This window comes from Afipia sp. GW823-FHT06G09 (genome assembly GCF_058794875.1).
The window spans coordinates 282809-306313 of record NZ_JBXAHF010000001.1 but is presented as its reverse complement, the minus strand read 5'-3'; the positions used below and the strand labels follow the sequence as shown (position 1 = coordinate 306313).

The window sequence follows — 23505 nt, the reverse complement described above, 5'->3', positions numbered from 1 at the left end:
AAACGCGTCGTGTTCCGGTGTAACCTGTTGTTCTCAACTGCGGGAACAACACATGACGCAATCGATCCTGTCCGCCACAACCGAAGTCTTCAACCAGTCCCCGCCGTTCGAGGATGTCGATCTGTATTCGCTCGATCGTCCGCTCGCGGAAGCGGTCGCGGCGAATGGCGGTGAGGGCGCGGCGGCAGAGCTTGCGGACTTCGGCAAGCACTGGGGCTCGGCGGCGATGGCGCAGCGTGGCCGCGCCGCCAATGAAAACACACCGAAGCTCAAAACCTTCGATGCGCGAGGCTTCCGCCGCGACGAAGTGGAGTTTCATCCCGCCTATCACGAATTGATGGCGCACAGCGCCCACGCCGGCATTCACAATTCGACATGGAACGAAAAGGGCGAGACTGCGGGCGGCGCGTCCGAGGTGGTGCGCGGCGCGAAGTTCTTCATCGCCTCGCAGGTTGAGACCGGACATTTGTGTCCGATCACCATGACGCGTGCCGCGGTCGGCGCGCTGTCGGTTGATCCCGCGTTGCGTGCGCAGGTGATGCCGGTGCTCGGTACGCGCAGCTACGATCCTTCGTTCGCACCGTGGTGGACCAAGCGCGGCATGACCATGGGCATGGGCATGACCGAAAAGCAGGGCGGCACCGACGTGCGAGCGAATATCACGCGCGCGGTGCGTGACGGCGATGCGTATCGTATCACCGGGCACAAGTGGTTCATGTCGGCGCCGATGTGCGACGCGTTTCTCGTGCTGGCGCAGACGGAAGGCGGGCTGACCTGTTTCTTCATGCCGCGCTTCGCGCCGGATGGCTCGGTCAATGGCATCCACTTTCAGCGCCTGAAGGACAAACTCGGCAATCGCTCCAATGCCTCGTCCGAGGTGGTGTTTGAAAATGCTTATGCATTGCGCCTTGGTGAAGAGGGGCGCGGCGTGCCGACAATCATCCAGATGGTCTCGCTGACCCGGCAGGATTGTTCGCTGGCCTCCGCAGGCCTGATGCGCTCGGGCTTGGCGCATGCGCTTCACCACGCCCGCCATCGCAGCGTGTTCCAGAAGCATCTTGCGGATCAGCCACTGATGCGCAGCGTGCTCGCCGACATGGCGCTGCATGTGGAAGCGTCGACCGCGCTGGTGATGCGGCTGTGCCGGTCGTTCGACCGCGCGCCGTCGGACAAGGCGGAAGCGGCTTACATGCGGCTGCTGACGCCCGTGGTGAAATACTGGACCTGCAAGAGCGCGCCGGGATTTCTCTACGAGGCGATGGAATGCCTCGGCGGCAACGGCTATGTCGAGGAGGGCATTCTGGCGCGGCATTATCGCGAGTCGCCGGTCAACGCGATCTGGGAAGGTTCGGGCAATGTGATGTGCCTCGATGTGCTGCGTGCACTGTCGCGCGAGGCTGACGCCGCGGCGGATGTGCTGCGCGGTCTCGTCGACCAGACCAAGGGACTGCCGGGTGTGGTCGGAGCGGTCGGCTTCATCGCGAAGTCGTTTCGTCAGCCCGACGCAGAGCGTGTTGCGCGGCTCGCCGTGGAAACGCTTGCCCTCGTCGCGGCAACCGCCGCGCTCAACGAGATATCGCCGAAGCATGCCGAACTGTTCGCGAGAACGCGGCTCGACGCAAATCACGGCAATCTCTATGGTGCGGTCGATCTTGCCGCGGATGATATTCGCGGGCTGCTGGATCGCGCATTGCCGGCGTGACGATGGGCGATCAAAATTCCGCTCACCGGATTCAAGGCTGATTGCCCTCGTTTCGCGCGCAATGACGGAATGGATCATTAATGACTGGTCGTCAAAATCCGCCCAAATAGGCTGGAGACCGGACCATGACTGCTGCTGAAAGCCCTGCTGACGCTGCCCCTGTGTCGCCGCCGGGCAAAAGCCGCGAGCCGCGAGTCTGGAAGTTCATCGGCACCAGCCTTTGGGGCGTCGCGCTGTTTGGCGCGATGTTCGCCGGGCAGGTTGCTGTGGTCGCCTATTTCCTCGTAATGAGCGGCGAGCTCATGGACACCGGCGCCATGACGGCCCTGCTCACGAACGGGCGGATCATTTCGCTCTCGGTGATTATGGGGTTGCCGGCCATCCTTGCGATGCTGTGGCTCGCGACGCGACTGTCGCGGACACCGTTCGCCGACTATCTGGCGCTGCGCTGGCCATCGTGGCGCATGCTCGCGGCAGGCGTCGCGAGCATGGTGCTGCTGATGGTCGCGTGGGAAGTCATCAGCCGCGTGGCGGGACGCGAATCTTCGCCGGGCTTCATGATTAATGTCCTGAAAACAGCACGGGCCGATGGTGTGCTGTGGCTGCTGGTTTTCGCGTTCTGCGTGGCGGCGCCGATTGTCGAGGAGTTCTTCGCGCGCGGATTTCTCTATCGCGGCTGGTCGGAATCGGTTCTGCGTCCCGCAGGTGCGATCCTGCTGTCATCGGCGGTTTGGACGATGATGCACCTGCAATACAACTGGTTCTTTCTGGCGCAGGTGTTCTCTATCGGGTTGCTGCTCGGATATCTGCGCTATCGCAGCAACTCGACGTGGCTCACCGTGATCCTGCACGGTCTCAACAATCTTGCCGCGACCATCCAGACCATCTGGCTGGCGAACAATCCCTGAAGCTTTAAGTCACCAGCGCGATGGCAATTGGCATGGTGACGATGGCTAGGGTTGTCTGCAGTGTCAGGATTTCCGCAACCAGCGCGGCATCGCCACCCATCTGTCGTGCGAGCACGTAGGCACTCGACGCTGTCGGAACCGACGAGCAGCAGGCGACAATCGCAAGGCTTGTACCAGACAGCCCGAAAGCCAGACCGAGCGATATTGCGAAGATCGGCATCAGAACAAGTTTCAACGCGCACGACAGCAGCGCCGGCGGACCGGGCCGCAGGACGCCCCTGAGTTGAAGTCCTGCGCCGACAACGAGCAGCCCGAGGGCGAGGGAAGAGCGGCCGAGTGCATCGATGAATTCATCGATCCATGTCGGAAGCTTGAGGCCAATCAGGTTGGCGGCCAGACCAAGTGCGCAGGCCCAGATGAAGGGGTTTTGCGCGATTGTCAGCAGGATACGCGGCCATGACAGCCGCGTCGGCGCGGCGTAATGCGCCAGCACCCAGACCGACAGGACGTTCAGGATGGGAATCATCGCCACCATCGCCACGGAGGCGAGGGTGAGTCCGATATCGCCATACAGATTTCCGGCGACGGCCAGCGCGACGTAGGTCTGCCACCGGCAGGAACACTGAAAGATCGAGGTGAACGACGGGCCGCTGACGCTCAGCCGCTTCATGAGGATCGGCCGCAAGGCGAGGCACAACGTTGCCATCAACAGGACAGCGATCAGCAGCGCGCCGCCGACACCGAACAGCGGCACTTCTGACAGTTTTGCACGCGCAAGTGTCCGAAAGAGGAGGGCGGGGAACAGCACATAATAGACAAGCTGCTCGGTTCCGACCCAATGGGATTCCTCTTTCAGAAGGAGACGGCGCAGCGCAAAGCCCATCACGATCAGCAGGAAGATCGGCACGATGGCCGCAACGATCGTCAGCATTGGTCAGTGGTCTCCGGACGCCTTGCGCAATGTCGCGAGCCGGTCCAGCGCGCCTTGCAGAATGAAAATCGCCGCGTGTTCGTCGATCACCTTCGCGCGTTTCGCGCGGCTCATGTCCATGTCGATCAGTTCGCGCTCGACCGCGACGGTGGACAGCCGCTCGTCCCACAGGCCGATGGCAAGCTCGGTGAGTTTCGCGAAATTGCGGGCGAAGGCACGTGTCGATTGCGCGCGCGGGCCTTCGCTGCCGTCCATGTTGATCGGCAGGCCCAGAACAAAACCAGCAACGTTGCGCTCGGCGGACAGCTTGAGCAGCCGCGCGGCGTCGGCCGTGAAAGTCTTGCGCTGAATGGTTTCGATGCCGGTCGCGAGTTTACGATCCGGGTCGGACACGGCGACGCCGATGGTCTTGGTGCCGAGATCGAGCCCGATCAGGGCTCCTCGTGCGGGCCAGAGCGCGGCGGCTTCGATCAGCGGCAGGATGGGTGCGGGCATACTGTCGCCATAGCATGGCGGTGGCCGTTCGCAAGGTGCGCAGACGGAACACCGGCTGCAATCCCATGCATAACGGTTAGCCAAGATCGCGAAGGTCATCCCCGCGCAGCGGCGCTATGAGTCAACCACCGCATATAGAGTAGCAGAGACCCGCCCGTGTCGCTTGTCCAGATTACCGAGAACACCTGCCGCACGTCCCGGCACACGACTTTCTATCTTTCGGCAGGCCCGAAGGACGGCGCGCCGATCGTTTTTCTGCATGGCTGGCCGGAATTATCCCTGAGCTGGCGCCATCAGCTTCCTGTCTTCGGAGCGCTGGGCTTCCGCGCCATCGCGCCGGATTTGCGCGGTCACGGGCGTTCCTCACTTTACGACCAGCACGATGCTTACGCTCAGCGGGAGATCGTTGCCGACATGCTGGAGCTTCTCGATTCGCTTGGCGCCCGCAGGGCGATATGGGTCGGGCATGATTGGGGCGCGCCGGTGGTGTGGAACATCGCGAGCCATCATCCCGACCGGTGTCTCGCCGTCGCGGGCCTAAACCTTCCCTATCGCACCTTCGAATTCGGGCTCGAAGCGGTCGTGCCGCTGGTGAACCGCGAGACATATCCGGAGAACGAATATCCTTACGGCAATTGGGAATACATGCGGTTCTACGAAGAGAATTTCGAGAAGGCCGCGCAGGCGATGGGAGCCAATCCCGAAGCCACCATCAAGGCGCTGTTCCGCGCGGGAAATCCTGCGGTGCGCGGCAAGCCAACAGCTCTGTCACAGGTTCGTCGCGACGGCGGCTGGTTCGGCGGGAAGGCGGCTGCGCCGGATTTGCCGCGGGATGAACGTTTGCTGTCGGAGGCGGATCTCGCGGCCTATGTATCGGCCTACACGAGGACGGGATTCTTTGGCACGGATTCGCTTTACATGAACCACAAGGCCAATGCCGTTTATGCCGCCGAAGCCGTGAACGGGGGTTATCTTGATATGCCGGTGCTGTTTCTCGGGGCGGAGCACGATTACACCTGCGATACTGTGACAGCTCCCCTTGCCGAGCCGATGCGTGCGTTCGCCAGAAACCTCACCGAACGTCGTGTGCCGTCTGGTCACTGGATGGCGCAGGAGTGTCCGGTTCACGTCAATGCGCATCTGACCGCCTGGCTTGCAACGCATGTTCGTGATGCCTGGCCATTCGCGGAAGGGACCTAGGCGTTCTGCTTCACGCGCCGCTTCGGCGCTGTGCCGACCGAGGCCATGAGCGTACGCAGCGCCAGCACCGGAGGAGAAATTTCACCCTTCCGCCAGATCAGCGGCGTGACGATCTCGCTTTGGGAGCGGGGGATAGGGTTGCGGCGCACGCGTGTCAGCGGCATGGCGTCGAGCACGGCCTCCGGCATCAGGGCAATTCCGGCACCGGCAGCGACGCAGGCGACGATTGCGTGATACGAACTCAACTCCAGCACCCGCGAGGTGGTCAGGCTGTCGCGCCTGAGCCAGCGCTGCAGGACGCGGCGATAGGCGCAGCCGTCCGGGAAGGCGATCAGGCTCTGTCCTTCGGCATCGCGCGCGTTTCTGATCGGCTCGTGGTCGAGACTTGAGATCACCATCAATCGCTCGCGAAACACCGGCAGATGGGCAAGCGTCCGCGACGACGGAGGTTCGGCGATAAACGCGGCATCGAGCCGCCGTTCGGTCACCGCATTGACCAGAGCATCGTTGGTGCCGGTTGTGAGTTCGAGGCGCACATCGGGATAGCGGTGGTGAAACTCGGCGAGCACAGCGGGGAGGCGGCTGGCGGTCGTGCTTTCCAGCGATCCCAGTTTCAGCAAGCCTTGCGGCGCGTTGCCTGAAACAACGTGGCGCGCCTCTTCGGAAAGATCGATCAGCCGCGCGGCATAGCCCAGCAACAATTCACCACTCGGCGACAGGTGCAGGCGCTGCCGGTTGCGGTGGAACAGCGGGATGCCTACCGCGCTCTCTAGGTGTTTGATACGCGTGGTGATGTTGGAAGGAACGCGGTGCAGCTTCTGCGCCGCCTTGACGATCCCGCCTTCCTCGACAACCGTCTTGAAGATCTGCAGATCGGCGAAGTTCATCGTTCGGTTCTCCGGTGCGACTGACGATATTTCCAAATCGAGAACAAGATGTTCTCAATTATTCATTATTCAGGAATTGAAAATCAGCGTACTCTTCTGGGGAATAGATTCAAGCCGCGGCTTCTGGGAACATCAGCCGCGTCATGTTGCCAATCAGGTCCGCCATGTCGTCTACCGCCGCACCCGCTGTTTTTTCCACGCCACCCACAGCCGCCACCGCTGTATGGACCGGGCTGATCGGCCTCGCCGTGGCGATGGGGATTGGCCGCTTCGCCTTCACACCGTTGCTGCCACTGATGCAGCAGGATGCGGGTCTGACGCTGGTGCAGGGCGGCTGGCTCGCGACCGCGAACTACGTGGGTTATCTGGTCGGAGCGGTGATCTGCATTTCCGCACCGCCCGCGCCGGCGCGCGCGATTAAATGGGGCCTGACGTCGATTGCGGTGTTTACGCTCGGCATGGCGCTAACGAACGATTTCTGGCTGTGGCTCGCGCTGCGTTTTCTTGCGGGTGCGGCGAGCGCTTTCGTTCTGGTCGGTGTATCCGCCTGGGCGATGCCCATTCTGGTGCATCTGGGCAGGGCGGCATGGTCGGGGCGGGTGTTCTCCGGCGTCGGGGTGGGGATCTGTTTTGCCGGGTTGATAAGCCTCGTCGCGGGCGTGACCGCGTGGGGATCGCGCGCGACGTGGATCGTTCTTGGCGCAACGGCCGCGGTTTTCGCATTCACGTTGTGGCGCCGGCTTGCGAATGATGACGCGCACACTCCAGCCGCCGTCGGGGCGGGGCGTACGCCGCTGTCCGCTCAGGCATGGCTCGCGGCGCTCTGTTATGGCGCTTTCGGTTTCGGCTACATCATTCCTGCGACCTTTCTGCCGGCGCTGGCACGCGAGGTGATCACAAATCCTGCCGTGTTCAGTTGGGTGTGGCCGGTGTTCGGGGCTGCGGCTGCGATATCGACCGCGCTTGCCGCTCGCTTTTTTCCGGGACATTCGCCGCGGCGGCTTTGGGCTTACGGACAATGGGTGCTGGCCATCGGCGTGATCGCGCCGGTGCTGGCGGTCAATCTCTACGTCCTGCTGTTTTCGGCGTTGTGCGTCGGCGGCACGTTCATGGTCATCACCATGGCGGGCGTTCAGGAGGCGCGTCGTCTGGGCGGCACGCAGGCACCGCGGTTGATCGCTGTCTACACCGCTGCGTTCGCCCTCGGGCAAATCATTGGACCTCTCACCGTGAATCTGTTCCACGGTGGTTTGACATGGCCCAGCCTGATCGCAGCGTTTGTGCTGGCGGCAAGCAGTTTTACACTTGGCCTGAGCGCACGTGCCTCGGGCGACGCTGGTTGAAATCCGCAGGAGAGATCGATGCATCAACATCCCGACCGCATGCCGCCCCTCAAGCTGGAGGAAATGGACGCGGTTCAGAAGACGGCCGCGGAAGCTTTGATCGCCGGGCCCCGCAAGGCGGTCAAAGGTCCTTTCATTGCCCTGTTGCGCAGCCCGCTATTGATGGACCGGTTGCAGCGTGTCGGTGAATACATCCGTTTCGACAGCAGCCTGCCGCCGCGGATTTCGGAATTCACGATGTGTGTGGTGTCGCGCGCCTGTACCCAGCAGTTCGAGTGGTTCACGCATGTCCCTCTGGCCATGAAGGAAGGCACCAGCGCGGAGACTATCGAGGCGTTGCGCTGCGGGCGCAGGCCAAACAACATGCATGCCGACGAAGCCCTGGTTTATGACTTCACGCAGGAACTCATGGCCCACCACGGGGTCTGCGACGCCACCTATGCCGCCGCGGTGGAGCGATTCGGCGAACGGGGAGTGATCGATCTCACCGGCCTGATCGGCTATTTCATCACCGTTTCGCTGGTGCTGAATGTCGCGCACACACCGCCGGAAGTGAAGGATGGCGTGGCCGCCTTGCCGGCGCTGCCTCTATAGGTCCGTGGCAACCGGCAAGCCGCTCGTTTTATTGGCGTATTTCGGCCCCTAAAGCGGATTCCACTTTGCCGGAAAATGCTCTATACGGCAGCCTGAATTGGGCCGCCGTCCCTGGAGTCTCCGGAATATGTCAGTCGATACCGCAACCGTCCGCCGGATCGCGCATCTTGCGCGCATCGCCGTGAAGGATGAGGAAGTTTCCCATCTGCAGGGGGAACTCAACGCGATGCTGGCCTTCGTCGAGCAATTGTCCGAGGTGAACATCGACGGCGTCGAGCCTATGACCTCTGTAATGCCGATGGAGATGAAGAAGCGCGCGGACGTCGTCAGCGACGGCGAGATACCGGACAAAGTCCTCGCCAATGCGCCAGCGACTGAAGATCACTTCTTCCTGGTGCCCAAAGTCGTCGAATAACCCGCGAGACAGATTCCATGTGCCTGTTGTGCAGCGACGAGAAGGCTTATGCGGCCTACATGACCTACCTCGATGAGATGGAGCGGCAGGGAAAGAATGTCGATCCGGACAAGGCTATCGACGCGGTGATCGACATGCTCGAAGCCGAGGCAGCGCAAGCCAAGAAAAACAAGTCTCCCTTTATTTGCGATCCGATTGAAGAATAAATGACCGACCTGACTTCACTGACGCTCGCCGACGCCCGCGAGGGGCTGACGCAGAAATCCTTCACGGCACTGGAACTGACCGACGCGCATCTCGCCGCGATGGAAAAGGCGCGTGTGCTCAACGCCTATGTGCTGGAGACACCGGAGCAGGCGCGTGAACAGGCGCGCGCGGCGGATGCGACGATCGCGAAAGGCGAGGCGGGCCCGCTCGCGGGCATTCCACTCGGGATCAAGGATTTGTTTGCCACCACTGGGGTGCGCGCCACGGCGTGCTCGAAGATTCTCGGCAATTTCATTCCCCAGTACGAATCCACTGTGACCTCTCAGCTCTGGCGTGACGGCGCGGTGATGCTGGGCAAGCTGAACTGCGACGAGTTCGCGATGGGATCGTCCAACGAGACCTCGGCGTTCGGACCGGTGGTCAATCCGTGGCGGCGCGAAGGTTCGGATGCCAGCCTCGTTCCCGGCGGTTCATCGGGCGGCTCCGCGTCGGCGGTGGCTGCAAACCTCTGCCTCGGTGCAACGGGCACCGACACCGGCGGTTCGATCCGCCAGCCTGCGGCGTTCACCGGCATCGTCGGCATCAAGCCGACCTACGGCCGTTGCTCGCGTTGGGGTATCGTGGCGTTCGCTTCGTCGCTCGATCAGGCCGGCCCGTTCGCGCGCACCGTGCGTGACACCGCGATCCTGATGCGCTCGATGGCCGGTCACGATCCGAAGGACACGACGTCGGTCGATCGTCCCGTGCCGGACTATGAGGCCGCCATCGGCAAGTCGGTGAAGGGCATGAGAATCGGGATCCCAAAGGAATACCGGCTCGACGGGATGTCCGGCGAAATCGACAGGCTGTGGGCGCAGGGTGCCGAGTGGCTGAAGGCTGCGGGCGCTGAGCTGGTCGAGGTCTCGCTACCTCACACCAAGTACGCATTGCCGGCTTATTACGTTGTCGCGCCCGCGGAAGCTTCAAGCAACTTGGCGCGGTACGATGGTGTTCGCTATGGCGCGCGCGTCAATGGCAAGAACATCGTTGAAATGTACGAGAACACCCGCGCCGAAGGGTTCGGCGCCGAAGTCCGCCGCCGTGTCATGATCGGGACTTACGTGCTCTCGGCCGGGTATTACGACGCGTACTATCTGCGCGCGCAGAAGGTCCGCACGCTGATCAAGAAGGACTTCGAGGACGTGTTCGCAAAGGGCGTTCAAGCCATCCTGACTCCGGCGACGCCATCCGCTGCATTCGGCATCGGTGAAAAGGGCAAGGCCGATCCAATCGAGATGTATCTCAACGACATCTTCACGGTGACTGTGAACATGGCTGGACTACCCGGCATCGCAGTACCTGCGGGCACCGACGGGCAGGGGCTGCCGCTCGGCCTGCAACTGATCGGCCGGCCGTTCGATGAAGAGACGCTGTTCTCGCTCGGCGAGGTCATCGAGCAGGCGGCGGGACACTTCACCGCGAACAAGTGGTGGGCCTGATGCAGGGGGGGCAGGAAGGCCTTGCCGATCTGCGCGCTGTCATCGACCGGATCGACCGCGATATCGTGGCCCTGCTTGCCGAACGAGTTAAAGTTCTGGATCAGGTGATCGCCGTCAAGGCACGTGACAATCTTCCTGCCGCCATTCCCGACCGGATCGAAGGTGTTGTCGCCAATGTGCGCGGGGAAGCAAAGGCTGCCGGCATGCCTCCCGATCTCGCCGAGGAGATTTGGCGCAGGCTGATCGACTGGTCGATCGCCTATGAGGACCGGTATCTGGGTGGCGCAGAGAATCCATTGTCGGTGAAATCCTGACGTGAAGGACCCGCGGCGCAGGTCATGCCCACCCGCCTTGTATTCACCACTTTGTCCGCCGAATGCCTGATAGAGGCGGTATGTGTTCATTAACCGCTGGCGGCCATAACCGCCGGTGGGGTCGGTGATTATGCGTTGGTTGCGTCCTCTCGCCAGTGTTGCGTTCGTGTCCGGCATCCTGCTGGGCTGCGCCTCGATTCAGAACGCACCGGTTAATCTGCCTGGCGCAGACAATCTTGCTGACAGAGGCAATATCGGCTTCGGCGAGACGACGAGTTACGACGACACGGTCGTCGGGCTGTCCTTCTCAGGCGGCGGGACCCGCGCCGCCGCGTTTTCCTTCGGCGTGTTGCAGGAGATGGAACGCATTCCGCTCCGCGGCGCGCAAGGCGCGATGATCGATCGGGTCGAATTCATCTCCGGTGTGTCGGGCGGTTCGGTCACGGCGGCCTATTTCGGTTTGCGGAAGCGGGCCGCTCTTGCCGATTTTCGCGAAAGATTTCTTCTGCGCAACGCGGAGGAGGGGCTACAGACAAACCTTACTCTGGCAACTCTCTCACGCGCGGTCGCTGGTGGTATCAACGACTCGACAGGGTTTCCGCGCTGGCTCGACGCCAATCTGTTTCAGGGCGCAACGTTTCGCGATCTGGGCCTGACCAGCCGGCCGCAGGTCTGGATCAATGCCTCCGACATTTATAACAGGACGCCGTTCGTGTTCGGCGCGGTGGCATTCGGCGCCATGTGCAGCAACCTGTCCGAATACCCGCTGGCAAATGCGGTTGCGGCTTCGGCAGCGGTCCCCGTGGCGTTCGCGCCGGTTGTGATCCAGACGTTCCCCGGAAAGTGCAATGACCGGCTGCCGCCCTGGATCGTGCGTGCGCGGGACAATGCCAATTCGCCTCCGATGCTGAACTCGTTCGCCAAGGCGATCAGCCGGTACCACGATGGCTCGATGCCTTACATCAAGCTGCTCGATGGTGGCCTCGTCGATAATTATGGCCTGGCCGGCATGACCATCGCGCGGCTGTCGTCGGATACGCCGTATGGACCGCTTAACCCAAGGCAGGCGGTGAAACTGCGGCGTGCTCTGATCCTGGTCGTCGATGCGAAGACCGGCTTGTCCGGCAGCTGGATCAATACCGTGGAGGGGCCGACCGGGGCGGAACTCGTCAAGGCTGCGGCAGACACCGCCATCGATGCCAGTGTCGCAGGCAGTTTCACTGCATTCAACGCGACCATGACAGACTGGCAGGGCTCGCTCGTCAGGTGGCGCTGCGGATTATCCGCGGCGGACAGGGCGCGCTATGGCGCGGGCCCAAACTGGAATTGCCGCGATCTGAAATTCTATGTCGGCCGGATCGGTTTCGATCAGCTCGATCAGGCCCGCGCGGCGGACCTCGAACGGGTGCCGACGCGCTTCCACCTGCCACCCGAGCAGGTCGACAGCGTTATCGAGGCCGGGCGCGATGCGCTGCGGGCGAGCCCGGTTTTCCGCAGTTTCGCAGCGAACCTGTGATCTGATTCGGGGTTTTCTCACCCGCGCCATCAAGGTAAAAGGCGCCCCATGAACGCACCCGTCAAATCGTCAAAACTCATCAAGGGCGCCACCGGTGACTGGGAAATGGTCATCGGTCTGGAAGTCCATGCCCAGGTGACCTCCAACTCGAAGTTGTTCTCCGGCGCTTCAACCGAATTCGGCGGCGCGCCGAACGATCACGTCTCGCTGGTGGACGCGGCGATGCCCGGCATGCTGCCCGTTATCAACGAGGAGTGCGTGGCGCAGGCGGTGCGCACCGGGCTGGGCCTCAAGGCGCAGATCAACCTGAAATCGACCTTCGACCGGAAGAACTACTTCTATCCGGACCTGCCGCAGGGCTACCAGATCAGCCAATACAAATCGCCGATCGTTGGCGAGGGCGCCGTGGTCGTCGATCTTCCCGGCGGCGAGAGCGTGACGGTCGGTATCGAGCGACTGCATCTGGAGCAGGACGCCGGCAAGTTGCTGCACGATCAGCATCCCACCATGTCCTTTGTCGATCTCAACCGTTCGGGCGTTGCCCTGATGGAGATCGTCTCGAAGCCGGATATCCGCTCCGCCGAGGAAGCGCAGGGCTACGTCGCCAAGCTTCGCTCGATCCTGCGCTATCTCGGCACCTGCGACGGCGACATGGAGAAGGGCAACCTGCGCGCGGACGTCAACGTCTCGGTGCGGCGGCCCGGCGAGGGCCTCGGCACCCGCTGCGAGATCAAGAACATGAACTCGATCCGCTTTATAGGGCAGGCGATCCATTATGAAGCCCGCCGCCAGATCGGAATTCTGGAGGATGGCGGCACCATCGATCAGGAAACCCGGCTGTACGATCCGAACAAGGGCGAGACCCGCTCGATGCGTTCGAAGGAAGAGGCGCACGACTATCGCTACTTCCCGGACCCCGATCTGCTGCCGCTGGAGTTCACCGCCGACTACGTAGAGGCTTTGAAATCGAAGCTGCCGGAGCTGCCGGACGAAAAGCGTGAACGCTTCATCGCCGAAGTCGGCCTGACGCCGTACGACGCCGGTGTTCTGGTCGCCGAACGTGAAAGCGCGGGCTTCTTCGAGGCGGTGCTGGGCAAACTCGCGGACAAGGCGCGTGACGGCAAGCTCGCAGCGAACTGGGTCATCAACGAACTGTTCGGCCGCCTCAACAAGGAAGGGCAGGATATTGCCTCGTCGCCGGTATCGGCGGAGCAAATGGCCGCGATCATCGACCTGATCGGAGAAGGAACCATCTCCGGCAAGATCGCGAAGGACCTGTTTGAGATCGTCTGGACCAAAGGCGGCGATCCAAAAGCGCTGGTCGACAGCCTCGGCATGAAGCAGGTGACGGATCTTGGCGCCATCGAGAAGGTGGTGGACGACATCATCGCCGCCAATCCCGACAAGGCTGAGCAGGCGCGCGCCAAACCTCAGCTCATGGGCTGGTTCGTCGGTCAGGTGATGAAGTCATCGGGCGGCAAGGCGAACCCGCAGGCGGTGAACGACCTGCTGAAGGCCAAGCTCGGCATCTGAACATCGTTAACGAGAGGATGCAGAGTGCGTGCGGCGTCGCTTCCGCGCGTCCTCCGGTCGTCTCGTTTTTTGTTTTCGATGCGATGATGAGCGTGCGACGCCAGCGCGCGGACAACGAAAACGTCTCGTGACGTGGAATCGATTTGCGAATCAGATTCGCAAAAAGGGCGTGAAAAGTTCGCGGGCGCGAGCGATGATCGCGCCAAAACCAAATTTTCCAGAAAATATTTTTGTTGCCAAAAAAAGCGACTCAGAGTCCGCGAAACGCGTTTTTCGACGGGTGCAGAGTTATGTGCGGTTTTACAGGCGTTACGATGCGCGTTGTGTTGCGATGAAAGAAATCGCTGCGGCACAGCCGTTTCTTTGATGCGCGATGTTGCTTCTCTCTCGGGTTTTCTGCGCGCGATGGAGTGTCGTGTCGATACGTTGCGGCGCTTCCGTTTTGTGTTTGCAGCGTGCGGCGCGCCTTCTGCGTAAACACTTCCTTAAGCGGGACACTGTTTTTTTGAACGCGTTGGTGTAATCCAGATGAAGTGCATTTCGATTCCCGAGTGCACACAGCGATTAAGCCATCTCACTAACTTAGGAGGGCAACATGGCCAAGAAAGCGAAGAAGGCGAAGAAGGCGAAGTCGGCAGTGAAGAAGACTGCCAAGAAGACCCGCAAGGTCGCCAAGAAGAAGAAGTAAGGCTTCGCCTTATGGAATTGCCGGCACGTGATGCCGGCACCGTCACAAGAGCCGTCAGACTATTCTGTTCGCAAGCGCAGATTTGAACCGGCGGCTCCGGTCGACGAAAGAGGGTGTCGGCGAGACATCAGGCGAGACGGCCCGGCCAACCGGTCAGGCAGAAGAGTTCAAGAGCTCTTCGTTCGTTGCGGGGGATGACCTCGCAGTTTCCCGGCAGGGTTACGCCGGTGAAATCTCAGTCCTGACGTGTTCACCGACGCCCTCGTTTTTTTTGACCCGCGCGATCTCGCCGTTCCGGCGCATGCAGCGGCAGTCATCCGAAATCCAGACCCATCTCCTGACGTTGAGGCCGCGGCCGACGCATGATGTCTGCTGCCCGATACTCCCGCCGCGACCGGTCGCGTGGGATCGCTGAGGCATGGTCGAATATTGCCGCATGCGTGAAGCCGGCTCATGCCGTGGTTATTGCTTTGCCAAATACGATGGTGAATCGATTTTCACGACCATCGGGAAAGCCCTGCAAACAGCGGGTTTCTCAAGATTCGACGCGCGCCGGGCCGATGTGGTCTTCACGTTCGATTCATCGCGATGCTTAAACAGCGATTCAAATTTTAGGAGTCATGATGATCCCAACAAGCCGGCAAACGGCGAACGCGTATTCCGCGGGATTGGCAAGCCGGTTTTGCGGAATACGCGCCAACAAAAGCAACGGTCGCGTCAAACAGAATAACGACAGGAGCCGCGCTCGCCGCGGCAGGGGATTGGCAGCCGCCACCGCGCGGCGAGAATCGGAGAGCCAGGATGTTTCAGGGAACGATTGATACCGGCAGCGCAATGCCGATCGAGGCCACGGCGAACGGCGACGTGCTGTTTGACCTCGGAATGATCTATTCGACTGGCCGCGGCGGCCTGATCGATCTGGTCGCTGCGCACAAGTGGTTCAACCTTGCCGCCCTCAAGGGCCGGGGCGACGCCATTCCGCTGCGCCGGGAAATCGCGGGCCTGATGTCGGACGTCGAGATCGCAACCGCCCAGCGTGAAGCCCGTGCATGGATGGCGACGCACTAAGGCGACTCGCGCGGAAGTGGGCCATTCATCGATACTTTCGATGCGGTCGTGCTGTCGCGCTGCGCTTCAGTTTTCTGTCGTTCGCAAAGTGGGCCGCCCTTGCTTCCGGCGGCCGAATATTTGCGCTCTGCACGTTTCCCGTCGTGCTGGGTGATCTCGCGGCGATGCGACGTCCGCCGGCGTTTCGTCCAGTTACATCGATGACTTGAATGCGGGTGGCGGAGACGGAGGGATTCGAACCCTCGATACCCTTTTCAAGGTATGCTCATTTAGCAAACGAGTGCCTTCAGCCGCTCGGCCACGTCTCCACAGGCTCGATATGCCTTACGCGGTCACGCGCCGCAAGTCGCTGCAGACTTTTCCCGAACTTAGCCTTTGATATGGGGTCCGGGCGGCAGTTCTTTGTCTCACCTTATAATGTCTTCGGCAGCCGCAACGCCGCTCAGAGGCCGGTTCGGGGTTCCAAGACCGTCGTGACAGCCTCTAATACGAGGGAATACGGGCATCACAGCGGCCTGTTGTCCCGAATCCCGTGAGCTTAAGGGCAGGCAACGCAGGCTTTTTCCGTGCCTGCGATTCGACAATTCACAGGTGAGGGGAGTGTTGCGGCCGTGTGCGTTGCCACATGGGCGTTTCAGGGGAACATTTTAGGGCAACTAGAATACAGTAGTATTATCAGTCACTTGAACAGGTTCCGCTGGAATTTTTGCGTGCTATTTGTGCAACACCTCCCCAAAAACGGCCGGAACAGCACCGTTTCAAGGCGGTCCTTTGTTGCTTGATCACGACTGTTGGGCAATGGTCATCGAAGCGACGGAGGGGGGCATCCCGAGGTCGTCCCGTTTGGGAGTTTCGCTTAAGTCGCTCGCGTTCAGCGGGAGTGTCCGAAAGCGCGAGGCGACCGGGCGGTTAGCGGGGATCAAGGGAACCTACCACGTGGTGTGACTTACACCACCGGCTTGGAACCTTCCCTAGAGAGCAAAACTTGGAGGTTTTATGAGCACCATTAAGAGCCTTATCCTGGGTTCGGCTGCGGTTATCGCAGCGTCCGCCGGGGCACAGGCAGCCGATCTTCCCGTCAAGGCGAAAGCCGTTCAGTACGTGAAGATCTGCTCCCTTTACGGCGCGGGTTTCTACTACATCCCGGGCACCGACACCTGCATCAAGCTGGGCGGCTACGTCCAGGCTGACGCGAACATCAACGCCGGCAACTACGGCAAGCCAGCTTGGGATGAAGGCGGGTTCCGCGCTAACGGTACCGGCAGCCGCGACAGCGACTACTTCACCACCCGCGCTCGCGTTCAGCTGAACATCGATACCCGTACCGCAACCGAATACGGCGTTGTTCGTACCTACTGGTCGAGCAACTTCGAACATTCGACCGGCTTCGGCCCGTCGTCGGGCAACCTGACGATGGACTACGGTTTCGTTCAGTTCGCCGGCTTCACCTTCGGTAAGGCGGTCTCGGGCTTCCAGACCCCGTGGGGTGCTTACGGCGCCAACAACAACACCTCGTTCCTGCTCGGCGGCTACGACAACGCAACCGGCATCACCCAGGCTGCTTACACCTGGCAGTTCGGCAACGGCGTGTCGGCTCAGATCGGTGTTGAAGACAACCGCGTCATCAACCGCGCTCAGCTCCTGAACGCAAACCTGACCCAGCCTGCTACGGCAGCTCTGACCGGTGCGTACACCAACTCGTACGGCGGCAACGTTTCGCCTGACATCGTTGGTAACGTGCGTATCGACCAGGCCGCCTTCACCGCTCAGGTGTCGGGCGCTCTGCACAACGTGCACGCCAACTACTACGCTGCAACCACGGCGCTTAACGGCGGCGCAGCTGCAACGATCGTTGAGCCGAATGGCCATCCTTCGGATGAATGGGGCGGCGCAGTGTCCGTCGGCATTCAGCTGAAGAACCTGCCGACCGGCCCTGGCGACAAGCTGTCGTTGGATGGTACCTGGGCGACTGGCTCGACCAAGTATCTGATCAGCGGCGTGACCGGCAACAACTTCGACAAGTTCGGCAGCGCAGACTTCGCTGGCAGCTACCAGAGCCTTGCGGTTCTTCCGCTGTTCGACGGTGTGTACACCACCGGTGGCAGCATCCAGAAGACCAACGGCTGGGGCTTCCGCGGCGCTTACGTCCACAACTGGACCCCGAATTGGGAAACCAGCGTGTTCGGCAGCTACACCCAGATCGACTACAACGGCACTGCTTCTGCAGCGATCTGCGGCGTTCAGGCTCTCAACACCGGCGCGAAGTTCAACGGTTACTCCTGTAACCCTGACTTCAAGATCTGGCAGGTTGGTTCGCGTACCGCCTGGACCCCGGTTCGTAACCTGACGTTCTCGGGCGAAGTCATGTACTCCTACCTCGACCAGTCGAACACTGGCTCGGCCACCTTCGCTGCCGGCAACGTTGCTGGTACGTTCAAGCCGGCTGGCGTGTACGACTACAAGGATCAGGGCATCTGGTCCGGCAACCTCCGCGTTCGCCGCACCTGGTAATCGCAATCGCCTGACGGCGATTACGACCTGAACTAAAAGAACCCCCGGCAGGAAACTGCCGGGGGTTTTTCTTTATGCAGTCTTCTTTCCCGAATGAGAGAGGGTGACGGAGTTCTTGCCAAGCATTCGTGTGTCGTCCCCGCGAAAGCGGGGACCCATAACCACCGAACGTCGTGATGGCAGCAAGAAGATCGCCACAACCGGAAACTCAGGGCTATGGATCCCGACCGTAGCCTGTCATCGGACCGGCGAAGCCGGACCCGTTGGCCGGGACGACGAGAGGGATTGCGAATGGCTTCTGGTGTTTCCGGCGCGGGCCGTTATGCACCGTCACACCGCGCGCAGAACGCGACGATGCGATCCATGGTGGGTTTATCGGCGAGCAGGGGCGCGTGGCCTTGATCGGGAACCGTCACGAGATCGATGTCGGGGCGCCGGGCAATCATGTCCTGCACGCCCTGCACGGAGAGCAGGTCGGATAGTCCACCGTGGATCAGCATCAGAGGAACGCCAGCCATCGCGTCGAACAGCTCCCAGACCTGCGGCAGCGGACTGGCCGGGTCGAGACCATCGAGCGTGTGCGCGAGTTTCAGGTCGTAGGTGCGCTCCAGCCCGCCACCAGCTTTCTCCCGGAACGCGCGGTGTGCCCATGTCATCCAGTCGGCGTCGGTCAGCGATGGAAACACACTGCCGAAAAGCTCTTTCAGCCCGCGCGCGGCTTCGTCCCACGTTTGCCGCGGAGGTGGGTTGGCGATGTAGCCCTTGATCTTGATCAGGCCTTCCATCTCCAGCGCCGGGCCGATGTCGTTCAGGATCACACCTGCAAGAAGTTGCGGCTGCGCCGCCGCCAGCGCCATCGAAATCAGGCCGCCGCGTGACGTGCCAAGCAGGATGGCGCGGGTGATTCCAAGCGAGGCAGCGATCGCCAGCACATCGCCAAGCTCAACGGGCACTGCATACTTGGCAGGATCAGGGTCGTAGTCCGACAGGCCGCGGCCGCGGTAATCCACAGCAACCACCTTGCGGGGAGCGGACGGACTGGTGGCAATGGCGCGCGCGATGTCATCGAAGTCGTCAGTGGTTCGTGTCAGGCCGGGCAGGCAAAGCACCGGCAGGGCGGCATTGTCCGGACCGATGACTTTGGCATGGAGCTTCAGCCCGTCAGCTGACTGGCAGAAAACATCGCTAAATTGTGCGGACATAAACTTTCCTTGCAAAGGCGTGATGCAGCCGAGACAGCGGAGGCTGGCGATCTGTTGAGGCTAAAAGTTTTCTTGAGATGCATCACCGGGTCAAGCCCCAGTGATGCTGGCAGAAATTGCAGGCAGTTACGCCTCAGTCACTCCGCACCCCGGCGCAAATCGGCCTCGATCAGCAGCTTGCTGCCGCCGCCAAACCGTGAGCGGTAAACCTGCAGGTTCTCCATGATGCGCTGGACGTAGTTGCGGGTCTCGGAGAACGGGATCTGCTCGACCCAATCCACTGCGTCCACCTTGGGATCGCGGGGATCGCCGTAGCGCTCGATCCATTTGCGCACGCTGCCGCGCCCGGCGTTATATCCGGCAAAGGTCATGATGTAGGAGCCGCGGTAGTCCTCGATCAGGCCGCCGAGTTCAGCCGCGCCAAAGGCTGCATTGTAGGCCGGGTCGGACTTCAGCCGGTTCAGGTCGAACGTTGCGCCGTGCCGCTTGGCGACGTATTTGCCGGCGGCGGGCGTGACCTGCATCAGGCCATATGCCTGTGCGGGTGACACCACGGAGGGATTGAAGGCGCTTTCCTGCCGGGCGATGGCGAACACGATTGCCTTCTCGACCTCAGGCCCGAAATCCTTGTACGGCGGAATGCCGATCACAGGATAGGCATAGTGATCGAACGGCATGCCACGGTTCAGCGCGGCCTTGCCAACCAGCAGCATGCCCCGCGCATCGTTGTGACGCTGCGTCAGCTCGCAAAGCGCGAGCAAGCCATCCATGTCGGCGCGCTCACCCATGTCAGCGAGAATGGGAATGGCGATCTCACGCTCGTCCAGTGCGTAAAGAAGCTCGACGGCGCGGACAATCTCCAGCCGCTCGCCACCGCGCGAGCGTCCGGGCACACCATTCAGCGCGATCTGTGGCAGCCCAAGCTTCGCCCGTGCGAGTTGTCCGTAATAGCTGGTCGACTGCGCCGCAGCCGATTCATACGCTGCGCGGGCCTCCTGCGAGCGCCCGGCAGCCTCGGCGGCGCGGCCCTGCCAGTAACCGGCGCGGGCGAGCGCCGTCGGATTGACGCTGCCGACACCGATGCGCGCAAAGTGCTGGGCCGCAAGATTCGGATCGTTCAGGAACCGCAGCGCAATCCAGCCCGCGGTGAATTCCGACTCTGTCTTGTAGATGTCGCGGGCCGGCAGCGATGCATCGCGTGCGATGGCATAAGCGAGCCGAGGCTCGTTGGTGTCGAGCAGTTTGCGCGCCAGCAGACGCCGCTCGATCCACCACTCGTCTGCATTGACCAGCCGTGCCGGATCGCGGGGCGCCGCCTGCATGGCGCGCGCAGCTTCCTGGAATTTGTCCTCGCGCCGCAGCCATTGCGCCTTGCTGAAAAGATACAGCGGGTCGTTGTGCAGGTCGCTTGGTACCGCATCGAGCAGGGCCTTCGCATTCGAGGCCTTTTTGTTGAGGGCGATACGCGCCTTTGCCAGCGCGATATGGCCGCTGCCGAGCCGCCTGGCGGAGCGCAACGCGGCTTCTGCGTTGTCGCCGCTATAAAGCAGCATATCCATCCGGATCTTGATGTCGCCGGGTGTCAGCAGCGTGCCGAACCGCTCAAACGCGGTGTCTTCAGTGTCAGACGAGAATGGATCGCCGCGCCACGCTTCACGCACCAGCCGCTCTGCGCTTGCCCGGTCGCCGCGGGCCAGCAGTGCGCGAGCAAGCATGAAGCGGCCCTTGGCGGAGATCGGCTGCTCGCCGTTGAAGAATGCGAGGACGGTGGAATCGTCGCGTTTGTCATCCCACAGAGCAGCTTCGCCGCGCCGCCGCAGGAACGTGACGCTTGGCCAGGTCGGATTTTCGGCAATGAAATCACGATAACGTTCGACAGGCGCACCATTGTCGTCGCTGCGCAGGATCATCCATTCGGAAAGCTTGCGCGCAACGGGATCGGAGAGCGATGCCTGAAGCTGCGTGGCGTCGGCCGGCTTCCGCTTGCGAACCAGTTCGATGATCTGTTCGAGCGTGTCCATGTCGGCCTTCGACGTGGACGATGTCGTGGATAGCGCCAACGCCACGGACGGTTTTCGGGGCGGAGCAGGGCGAGCGGCGAGAGCCTTCGGTGCAGGCGCTGCAGGTGCCGCTTTTGCCGACGAGACGGCGGGCGGCTTCGCGGGCTTTACTGGCGGCGTGGCCTGGCGGGAAATCGGCCGGGGCTTGGGCAGCGGAACGGCAAATGCACCGTATGAAACCAGCGCAATCGCACCGGCACCGAGCACGGCGGCGGTCCAGCGCACCATCCGGGCTGATCCCGCAGATGAAGGAGCAAATGGCATCACGGGCGGCCTATGCGGCGAATCATTCAAGACCTTCGCCTTCAGGTCTATTTCATTGAATATGTGGACAAAACACCAAATGTGTTAGAACAGACACAATGCCGCAACACCGCGGCAAAATAGCGGCTGACACGGGGCGTTTCAGGCGCTCCCGGAGCAGTGCGGGTGTCCGGGACTTTCATCGCGCTTCGGGACCCGGTATCAATCATCATAAATCGCAGCGTTTGCGATGCGTTCGGAGACTGACAAATGGCAACCAAGACGAACTTCAGGGGGTCCCTTACCGCCTTGGTTACGCCGTTCAAAAACGGGGCGCTGGACGAGGGCGGCCTGCGTGAGCTTGTGAACTGGCAGATCGAGCAGGGTTCACACGGTTTGGTTCCGGTGGGAACCACCGGTGAAAGCCCGACCCTCAGCCACGAAGAGCACAATCAGGTCACCGAGTGGTGCGTCGCGGAGGCGAAGGGCCGCGTGCCTGTTATCGCCGGCGCTGGCTCGAACTCGACACGGGAAGCCGTCGCTCTGGCGAAGCACGCCGAGAAGGCGGGCGCCGATGCCGTGCTGGTGGTGACCCCTTACTACAACAAGCCGACGCAGGAAGGGATGTATCATCACTTCAAGGCGGTGAACGATGCGATCGGTATTCCGATCATCATCTACAACATCCCGCCGCGTTCGGTCGTCGATCTGTCGGTCGAGACCATGACAAGGCTGTTTGAGCTGAAGAACATCGCCGGCGTGAAGGACGCCACCGCCAATCTCGCGCGCGTGTCGCAGCAGCGCCACGCGATGGGCCCGGATTTCATCCAGCTCTCGGGTGAGGACATGACCGCGCTCGCCTATATGGCGGCGGGTGGTCACGGCTGCATTTCGGTTGTTGCCAACGTGGCGCCCAAGCAGTGCGCGGATTTAATGGTTGCCGTGTTGAAGGGCGACTATGCGGCCGCGCTCAAGATTCAGGACCGGTTGACCCCGCTGCACGATGCTATTTTCAAGGAGCCGGGCCTCGCGGGCGCGAAGCACGGCCTCAAGCTGCTCGGCCGTGTGCAGGAAGAAGTTCGCCTGCCGCTCGTGCCGGTGACGCCGCCGACCGGCAAGGTCATTCACGATGCGATGGTCTATGCAGGATTGCTCAACTGATAGTCTTGGAAAGGGAATGAGCCGATGCTTGAGGAGTTCAAGAAATTTGCCCTGAAAGGCAATGTCGTCGATCTCGCGGTCGGCGTCATCATCGGCGCGGCGTTCGGAGCCATCGTGAACTCCATGGTGGCGGACATCATCATGCCGATCATCGGCGCGGTGACCGGCGGGCTCGATTTCTCGAACTACTTCACCGGCCTGTCCAAGACGGTCACGGCAACCAACCTGGCCGACGCCAAGAAACAGGGCGCGGTGCTGGCATGGGGCAGTTTCCTCACGTTGACGCTGAACTTCATTATCGTCGCATTCGTCCTGTTTCTGGTCATCCGTCTGATGAACCAGTTGAAGGCGAAGCAGGAAGCGGCGCCCGAACCTGCGGCCATGAGCAAGGACCAGCAACTGCTGACCGAAATCCGCGATCTTCTGAAAGCGAAATAAATTACTATCTGTTACCAGCAGACATTTTGACGGGGCAAGCTCTCAGCGCCGTCAGCCGTACTGAAGGATTGCGTGTTCACGCGAGCCGTATTTTTCGCGTGTATGCGCACCGAGGCACCTGATGGCCGAGAAGAAAGAACCCACGATCAAGGTCATCGCCGAGAACCGCAAGGCGCGGTTCAATTACGCCATCGAGGACACCGTCGAGGCGGGCATCGTGCTGACCGGCACCGAGGTCAAGTCGACGCGTAACGGCAAGACCACGATTGCGGAGTCCTATGCGGACTCCAAGGACGGCGAGATATGGCTGGTGAATGCCAATATCCCCGAATACCTGCAAGCCAACCGCTTCAACCATGAACCGAAGCGGGACCGCAAACTGCTGTTGCACAAGAAGCAGATCAACAAGCTGATCGGCGCGATCGAACGCGAGGGAATGACGCTCATTCCGCTGAAGATGTATTTCAACGAGCACGGCAAGGTGAAGCTTCAGCTGGCTCTGGCGAAGGGCAAGAAACTGCACGACAAACGCGATACCGAGAAGAAGCGGGACTGGGCGCGCGAGAAGGGCCGCTTGCTGAGGGCGCGAGGTTAACGCCGAAGGGCTAATG

At 61.5% G+C, this 23505-nt stretch carries 23 protein-coding genes and 1 tRNA gene; 18 read left to right on the top strand and 6 right to left on the bottom strand.

What is annotated here, in order from left to right:
* Window positions 1-52 precede the first annotated feature (52 nt).
* Window positions 53-1702, top strand: a complete 1650-nt coding sequence (locus AC1Q67_RS01475) for an acyl-CoA dehydrogenase family protein (RefSeq protein ID WP_492235454.1) — start codon at window positions 53-55, stop codon at window positions 1700-1702.
* A gap of 125 nt (window positions 1703-1827) precedes the next feature.
* Complete coding sequence (locus AC1Q67_RS01470; RefSeq protein WP_492235455.1) at window positions 1828-2610, top strand: CPBP family intramembrane glutamic endopeptidase; 783 nt, start codon at window positions 1828-1830, stop codon at window positions 2608-2610.
* A 4-nt stretch (window positions 2611-2614) separates the two neighbouring features.
* Here the strand turns inward: AC1Q67_RS01470 and AC1Q67_RS01465 are convergent, their stop codons facing one another.
* Window positions 2615-3541: an AEC family transporter gene (locus tag AC1Q67_RS01465; protein ID WP_492235456.1), complete on the bottom strand. Its 927-nt coding sequence runs from the start codon at window positions 3539-3541 to the stop codon at window positions 2615-2617.
* Window positions 3542-3544: 3 nt separating this feature from the next.
* A complete protein-coding gene (gene ruvX, locus AC1Q67_RS01460) occupies window positions 3545-4036 on the bottom strand; it encodes a Holliday junction resolvase RuvX (protein ID WP_024575135.1) in 492 nt (163 codons plus the stop codon).
* Between the two features lie 156 nt (window positions 4037-4192).
* Here ruvX and AC1Q67_RS01455 point away from each other — a divergent pair, with 156 nt between their 5' ends.
* Window positions 4193-5236 (top strand): alpha/beta fold hydrolase, encoded by a 1044-nt coding sequence (locus AC1Q67_RS01455; RefSeq protein WP_492235457.1) that lies wholly within the window; start codon window positions 4193-4195, stop codon window positions 5234-5236.
* Here the strand turns inward: AC1Q67_RS01455 and AC1Q67_RS01450 are convergent.
* Window positions 5233-6123 carry a LysR family transcriptional regulator gene (locus tag AC1Q67_RS01450; protein ID WP_492235458.1) on the bottom strand — a complete coding sequence of 297 codons (891 nt, stop codon included), beginning with the start codon at window positions 6121-6123 and terminating at the stop codon, window positions 5233-5235. The genes AC1Q67_RS01455 and AC1Q67_RS01450 overlap by 4 nt on opposite strands.
* A gap of 164 nt (window positions 6124-6287) precedes the next feature.
* Here AC1Q67_RS01450 and AC1Q67_RS01445 point away from each other — a divergent pair, with 164 nt between their 5' ends.
* The 11 genes from AC1Q67_RS01445 (at window position 6288) to AC1Q67_RS01395 (ending at window position 15279) form a co-directional block, all read left to right on the top strand.
* Entirely contained in the window at window positions 6288-7466 is a 1179-nt protein-coding gene (locus AC1Q67_RS01445) for a YbfB/YjiJ family MFS transporter (RefSeq protein WP_492235459.1), read from the top strand.
* An 18-nt stretch (window positions 7467-7484) separates the two neighbouring features.
* Complete coding sequence (locus tag AC1Q67_RS01440; RefSeq protein ID WP_492235460.1) at window positions 7485-8060, top strand: carboxymuconolactone decarboxylase family protein; 576 nt, start codon at window positions 7485-7487, stop codon at window positions 8058-8060.
* Between the two features lie 127 nt (window positions 8061-8187).
* Window positions 8188-8475: an Asp-tRNA(Asn)/Glu-tRNA(Gln) amidotransferase subunit GatC gene (gene gatC / locus AC1Q67_RS01435; protein WP_492235461.1), complete on the top strand. Its 288-nt coding sequence runs from the start codon at window positions 8188-8190 to the stop codon at window positions 8473-8475.
* A gap of 17 nt (window positions 8476-8492) precedes the next feature.
* Entirely contained in the window at window positions 8493-8681 is a 189-nt protein-coding gene (locus tag AC1Q67_RS01430; RefSeq protein WP_002712143.1) for a hypothetical protein, read from the top strand.
* The gene (gene gatA, locus AC1Q67_RS01425) at window positions 8682-10160 is read left to right on the top strand and encodes an Asp-tRNA(Asn)/Glu-tRNA(Gln) amidotransferase subunit GatA (protein ID WP_492235462.1); all 1479 of its coding nucleotides are present in this window, start codon (window positions 8682-8684) and stop codon (window positions 10158-10160) included.
* Window positions 10160-10474 (top strand): chorismate mutase, encoded by a 315-nt coding sequence (locus AC1Q67_RS01420; protein ID WP_492235463.1) that lies wholly within the window; start codon window positions 10160-10162, stop codon window positions 10472-10474. The genes gatA and AC1Q67_RS01420 overlap by 1 nt, the downstream gene beginning before the upstream one ends.
* 130 nt (window positions 10475-10604) lie before the next feature.
* The gene (locus tag AC1Q67_RS01415; protein WP_492235464.1) at window positions 10605-11990 is read left to right on the top strand and encodes a patatin-like phospholipase family protein; all 1386 of its coding nucleotides are present in this window, start codon (window positions 10605-10607) and stop codon (window positions 11988-11990) included.
* A 48-nt stretch (window positions 11991-12038) separates the two neighbouring features.
* Window positions 12039-13523 (top strand): Asp-tRNA(Asn)/Glu-tRNA(Gln) amidotransferase subunit GatB, encoded by a 1485-nt coding sequence (gatB, locus tag AC1Q67_RS01410; RefSeq protein WP_492235465.1) that lies wholly within the window; start codon window positions 12039-12041, stop codon window positions 13521-13523.
* A gap of 127 nt (window positions 13524-13650) precedes the next feature.
* Window positions 13651-13890, top strand: coding sequence for a hypothetical protein (locus AC1Q67_RS01405; RefSeq protein WP_492235466.1), 240 nt, complete (start codon window positions 13651-13653; stop codon window positions 13888-13890).
* A 757-nt stretch (window positions 13891-14647) separates the two neighbouring features.
* On the top strand, window positions 14648-14941 hold the full coding sequence (locus AC1Q67_RS01400) for a hypothetical protein (protein WP_492235467.1): 294 nt from the start codon (window positions 14648-14650) through the stop codon (window positions 14939-14941).
* Window positions 14942-15012: 71 nt separating this feature from the next.
* A complete protein-coding gene (locus AC1Q67_RS01395) occupies window positions 15013-15279 on the top strand; it encodes an SEL1-like repeat protein (protein ID WP_492235468.1) in 267 nt (88 codons plus the stop codon).
* Between the two features lie 216 nt (window positions 15280-15495).
* Here AC1Q67_RS01395 and AC1Q67_RS01390 read toward each other — a convergent pair.
* Window positions 15496-15587: transfer RNA gene (locus AC1Q67_RS01390), tRNA-Ser, on the bottom strand.
* A gap of 688 nt (window positions 15588-16275) precedes the next feature.
* On the opposite strand from AC1Q67_RS01390, the gene AC1Q67_RS01385 reads away from it, so the two are divergent.
* Window positions 16276-17790 (top strand): porin, encoded by a 1515-nt coding sequence (locus tag AC1Q67_RS01385; protein WP_492235469.1) that lies wholly within the window; start codon window positions 16276-16278, stop codon window positions 17788-17790.
* Window positions 17791-18110: 320 nt separating this feature from the next.
* On the opposite strand, the gene AC1Q67_RS01380 is transcribed toward AC1Q67_RS01385, so the two are convergent.
* Window positions 18111-18992 carry an alpha/beta fold hydrolase gene (locus AC1Q67_RS01380; protein ID WP_492235470.1) on the bottom strand — a complete coding sequence of 294 codons (882 nt, stop codon included), beginning with the start codon at window positions 18990-18992 and terminating at the stop codon, window positions 18111-18113.
* A gap of 137 nt (window positions 18993-19129) precedes the next feature.
* Window positions 19130-21316 carry a lytic transglycosylase domain-containing protein gene (locus AC1Q67_RS01375; protein ID WP_492235471.1) on the bottom strand — a complete coding sequence of 729 codons (2187 nt, stop codon included), beginning with the start codon at window positions 21314-21316 and terminating at the stop codon, window positions 19130-19132.
* 249 nt (window positions 21317-21565) lie between these two features.
* Between AC1Q67_RS01375 and dapA the strand changes: the two genes are divergently transcribed.
* The 3 genes from dapA to smpB all read left to right on the top strand — a co-directional run bounded on the left by dapA (window position 21566) and on the right by smpB (window position 23489).
* Window positions 21566-22456: a 4-hydroxy-tetrahydrodipicolinate synthase gene (gene dapA / locus AC1Q67_RS01370; RefSeq protein ID WP_024575148.1), complete on the top strand. Its 891-nt coding sequence runs from the start codon at window positions 21566-21568 to the stop codon at window positions 22454-22456.
* 24 nt (window positions 22457-22480) lie between these two features.
* Entirely contained in the window at window positions 22481-22894 is a 414-nt protein-coding gene (gene mscL / locus AC1Q67_RS01365) for a large conductance mechanosensitive channel protein MscL (protein ID WP_024575149.1), read from the top strand.
* 121 nt (window positions 22895-23015) lie between these two features.
* Window positions 23016-23489, top strand: coding sequence for an SsrA-binding protein SmpB (gene smpB / locus AC1Q67_RS01360; RefSeq protein ID WP_024575150.1), 474 nt, complete (start codon window positions 23016-23018; stop codon window positions 23487-23489).
* The last annotated feature ends 16 nt before the right edge of the window (window positions 23490-23505 follow it).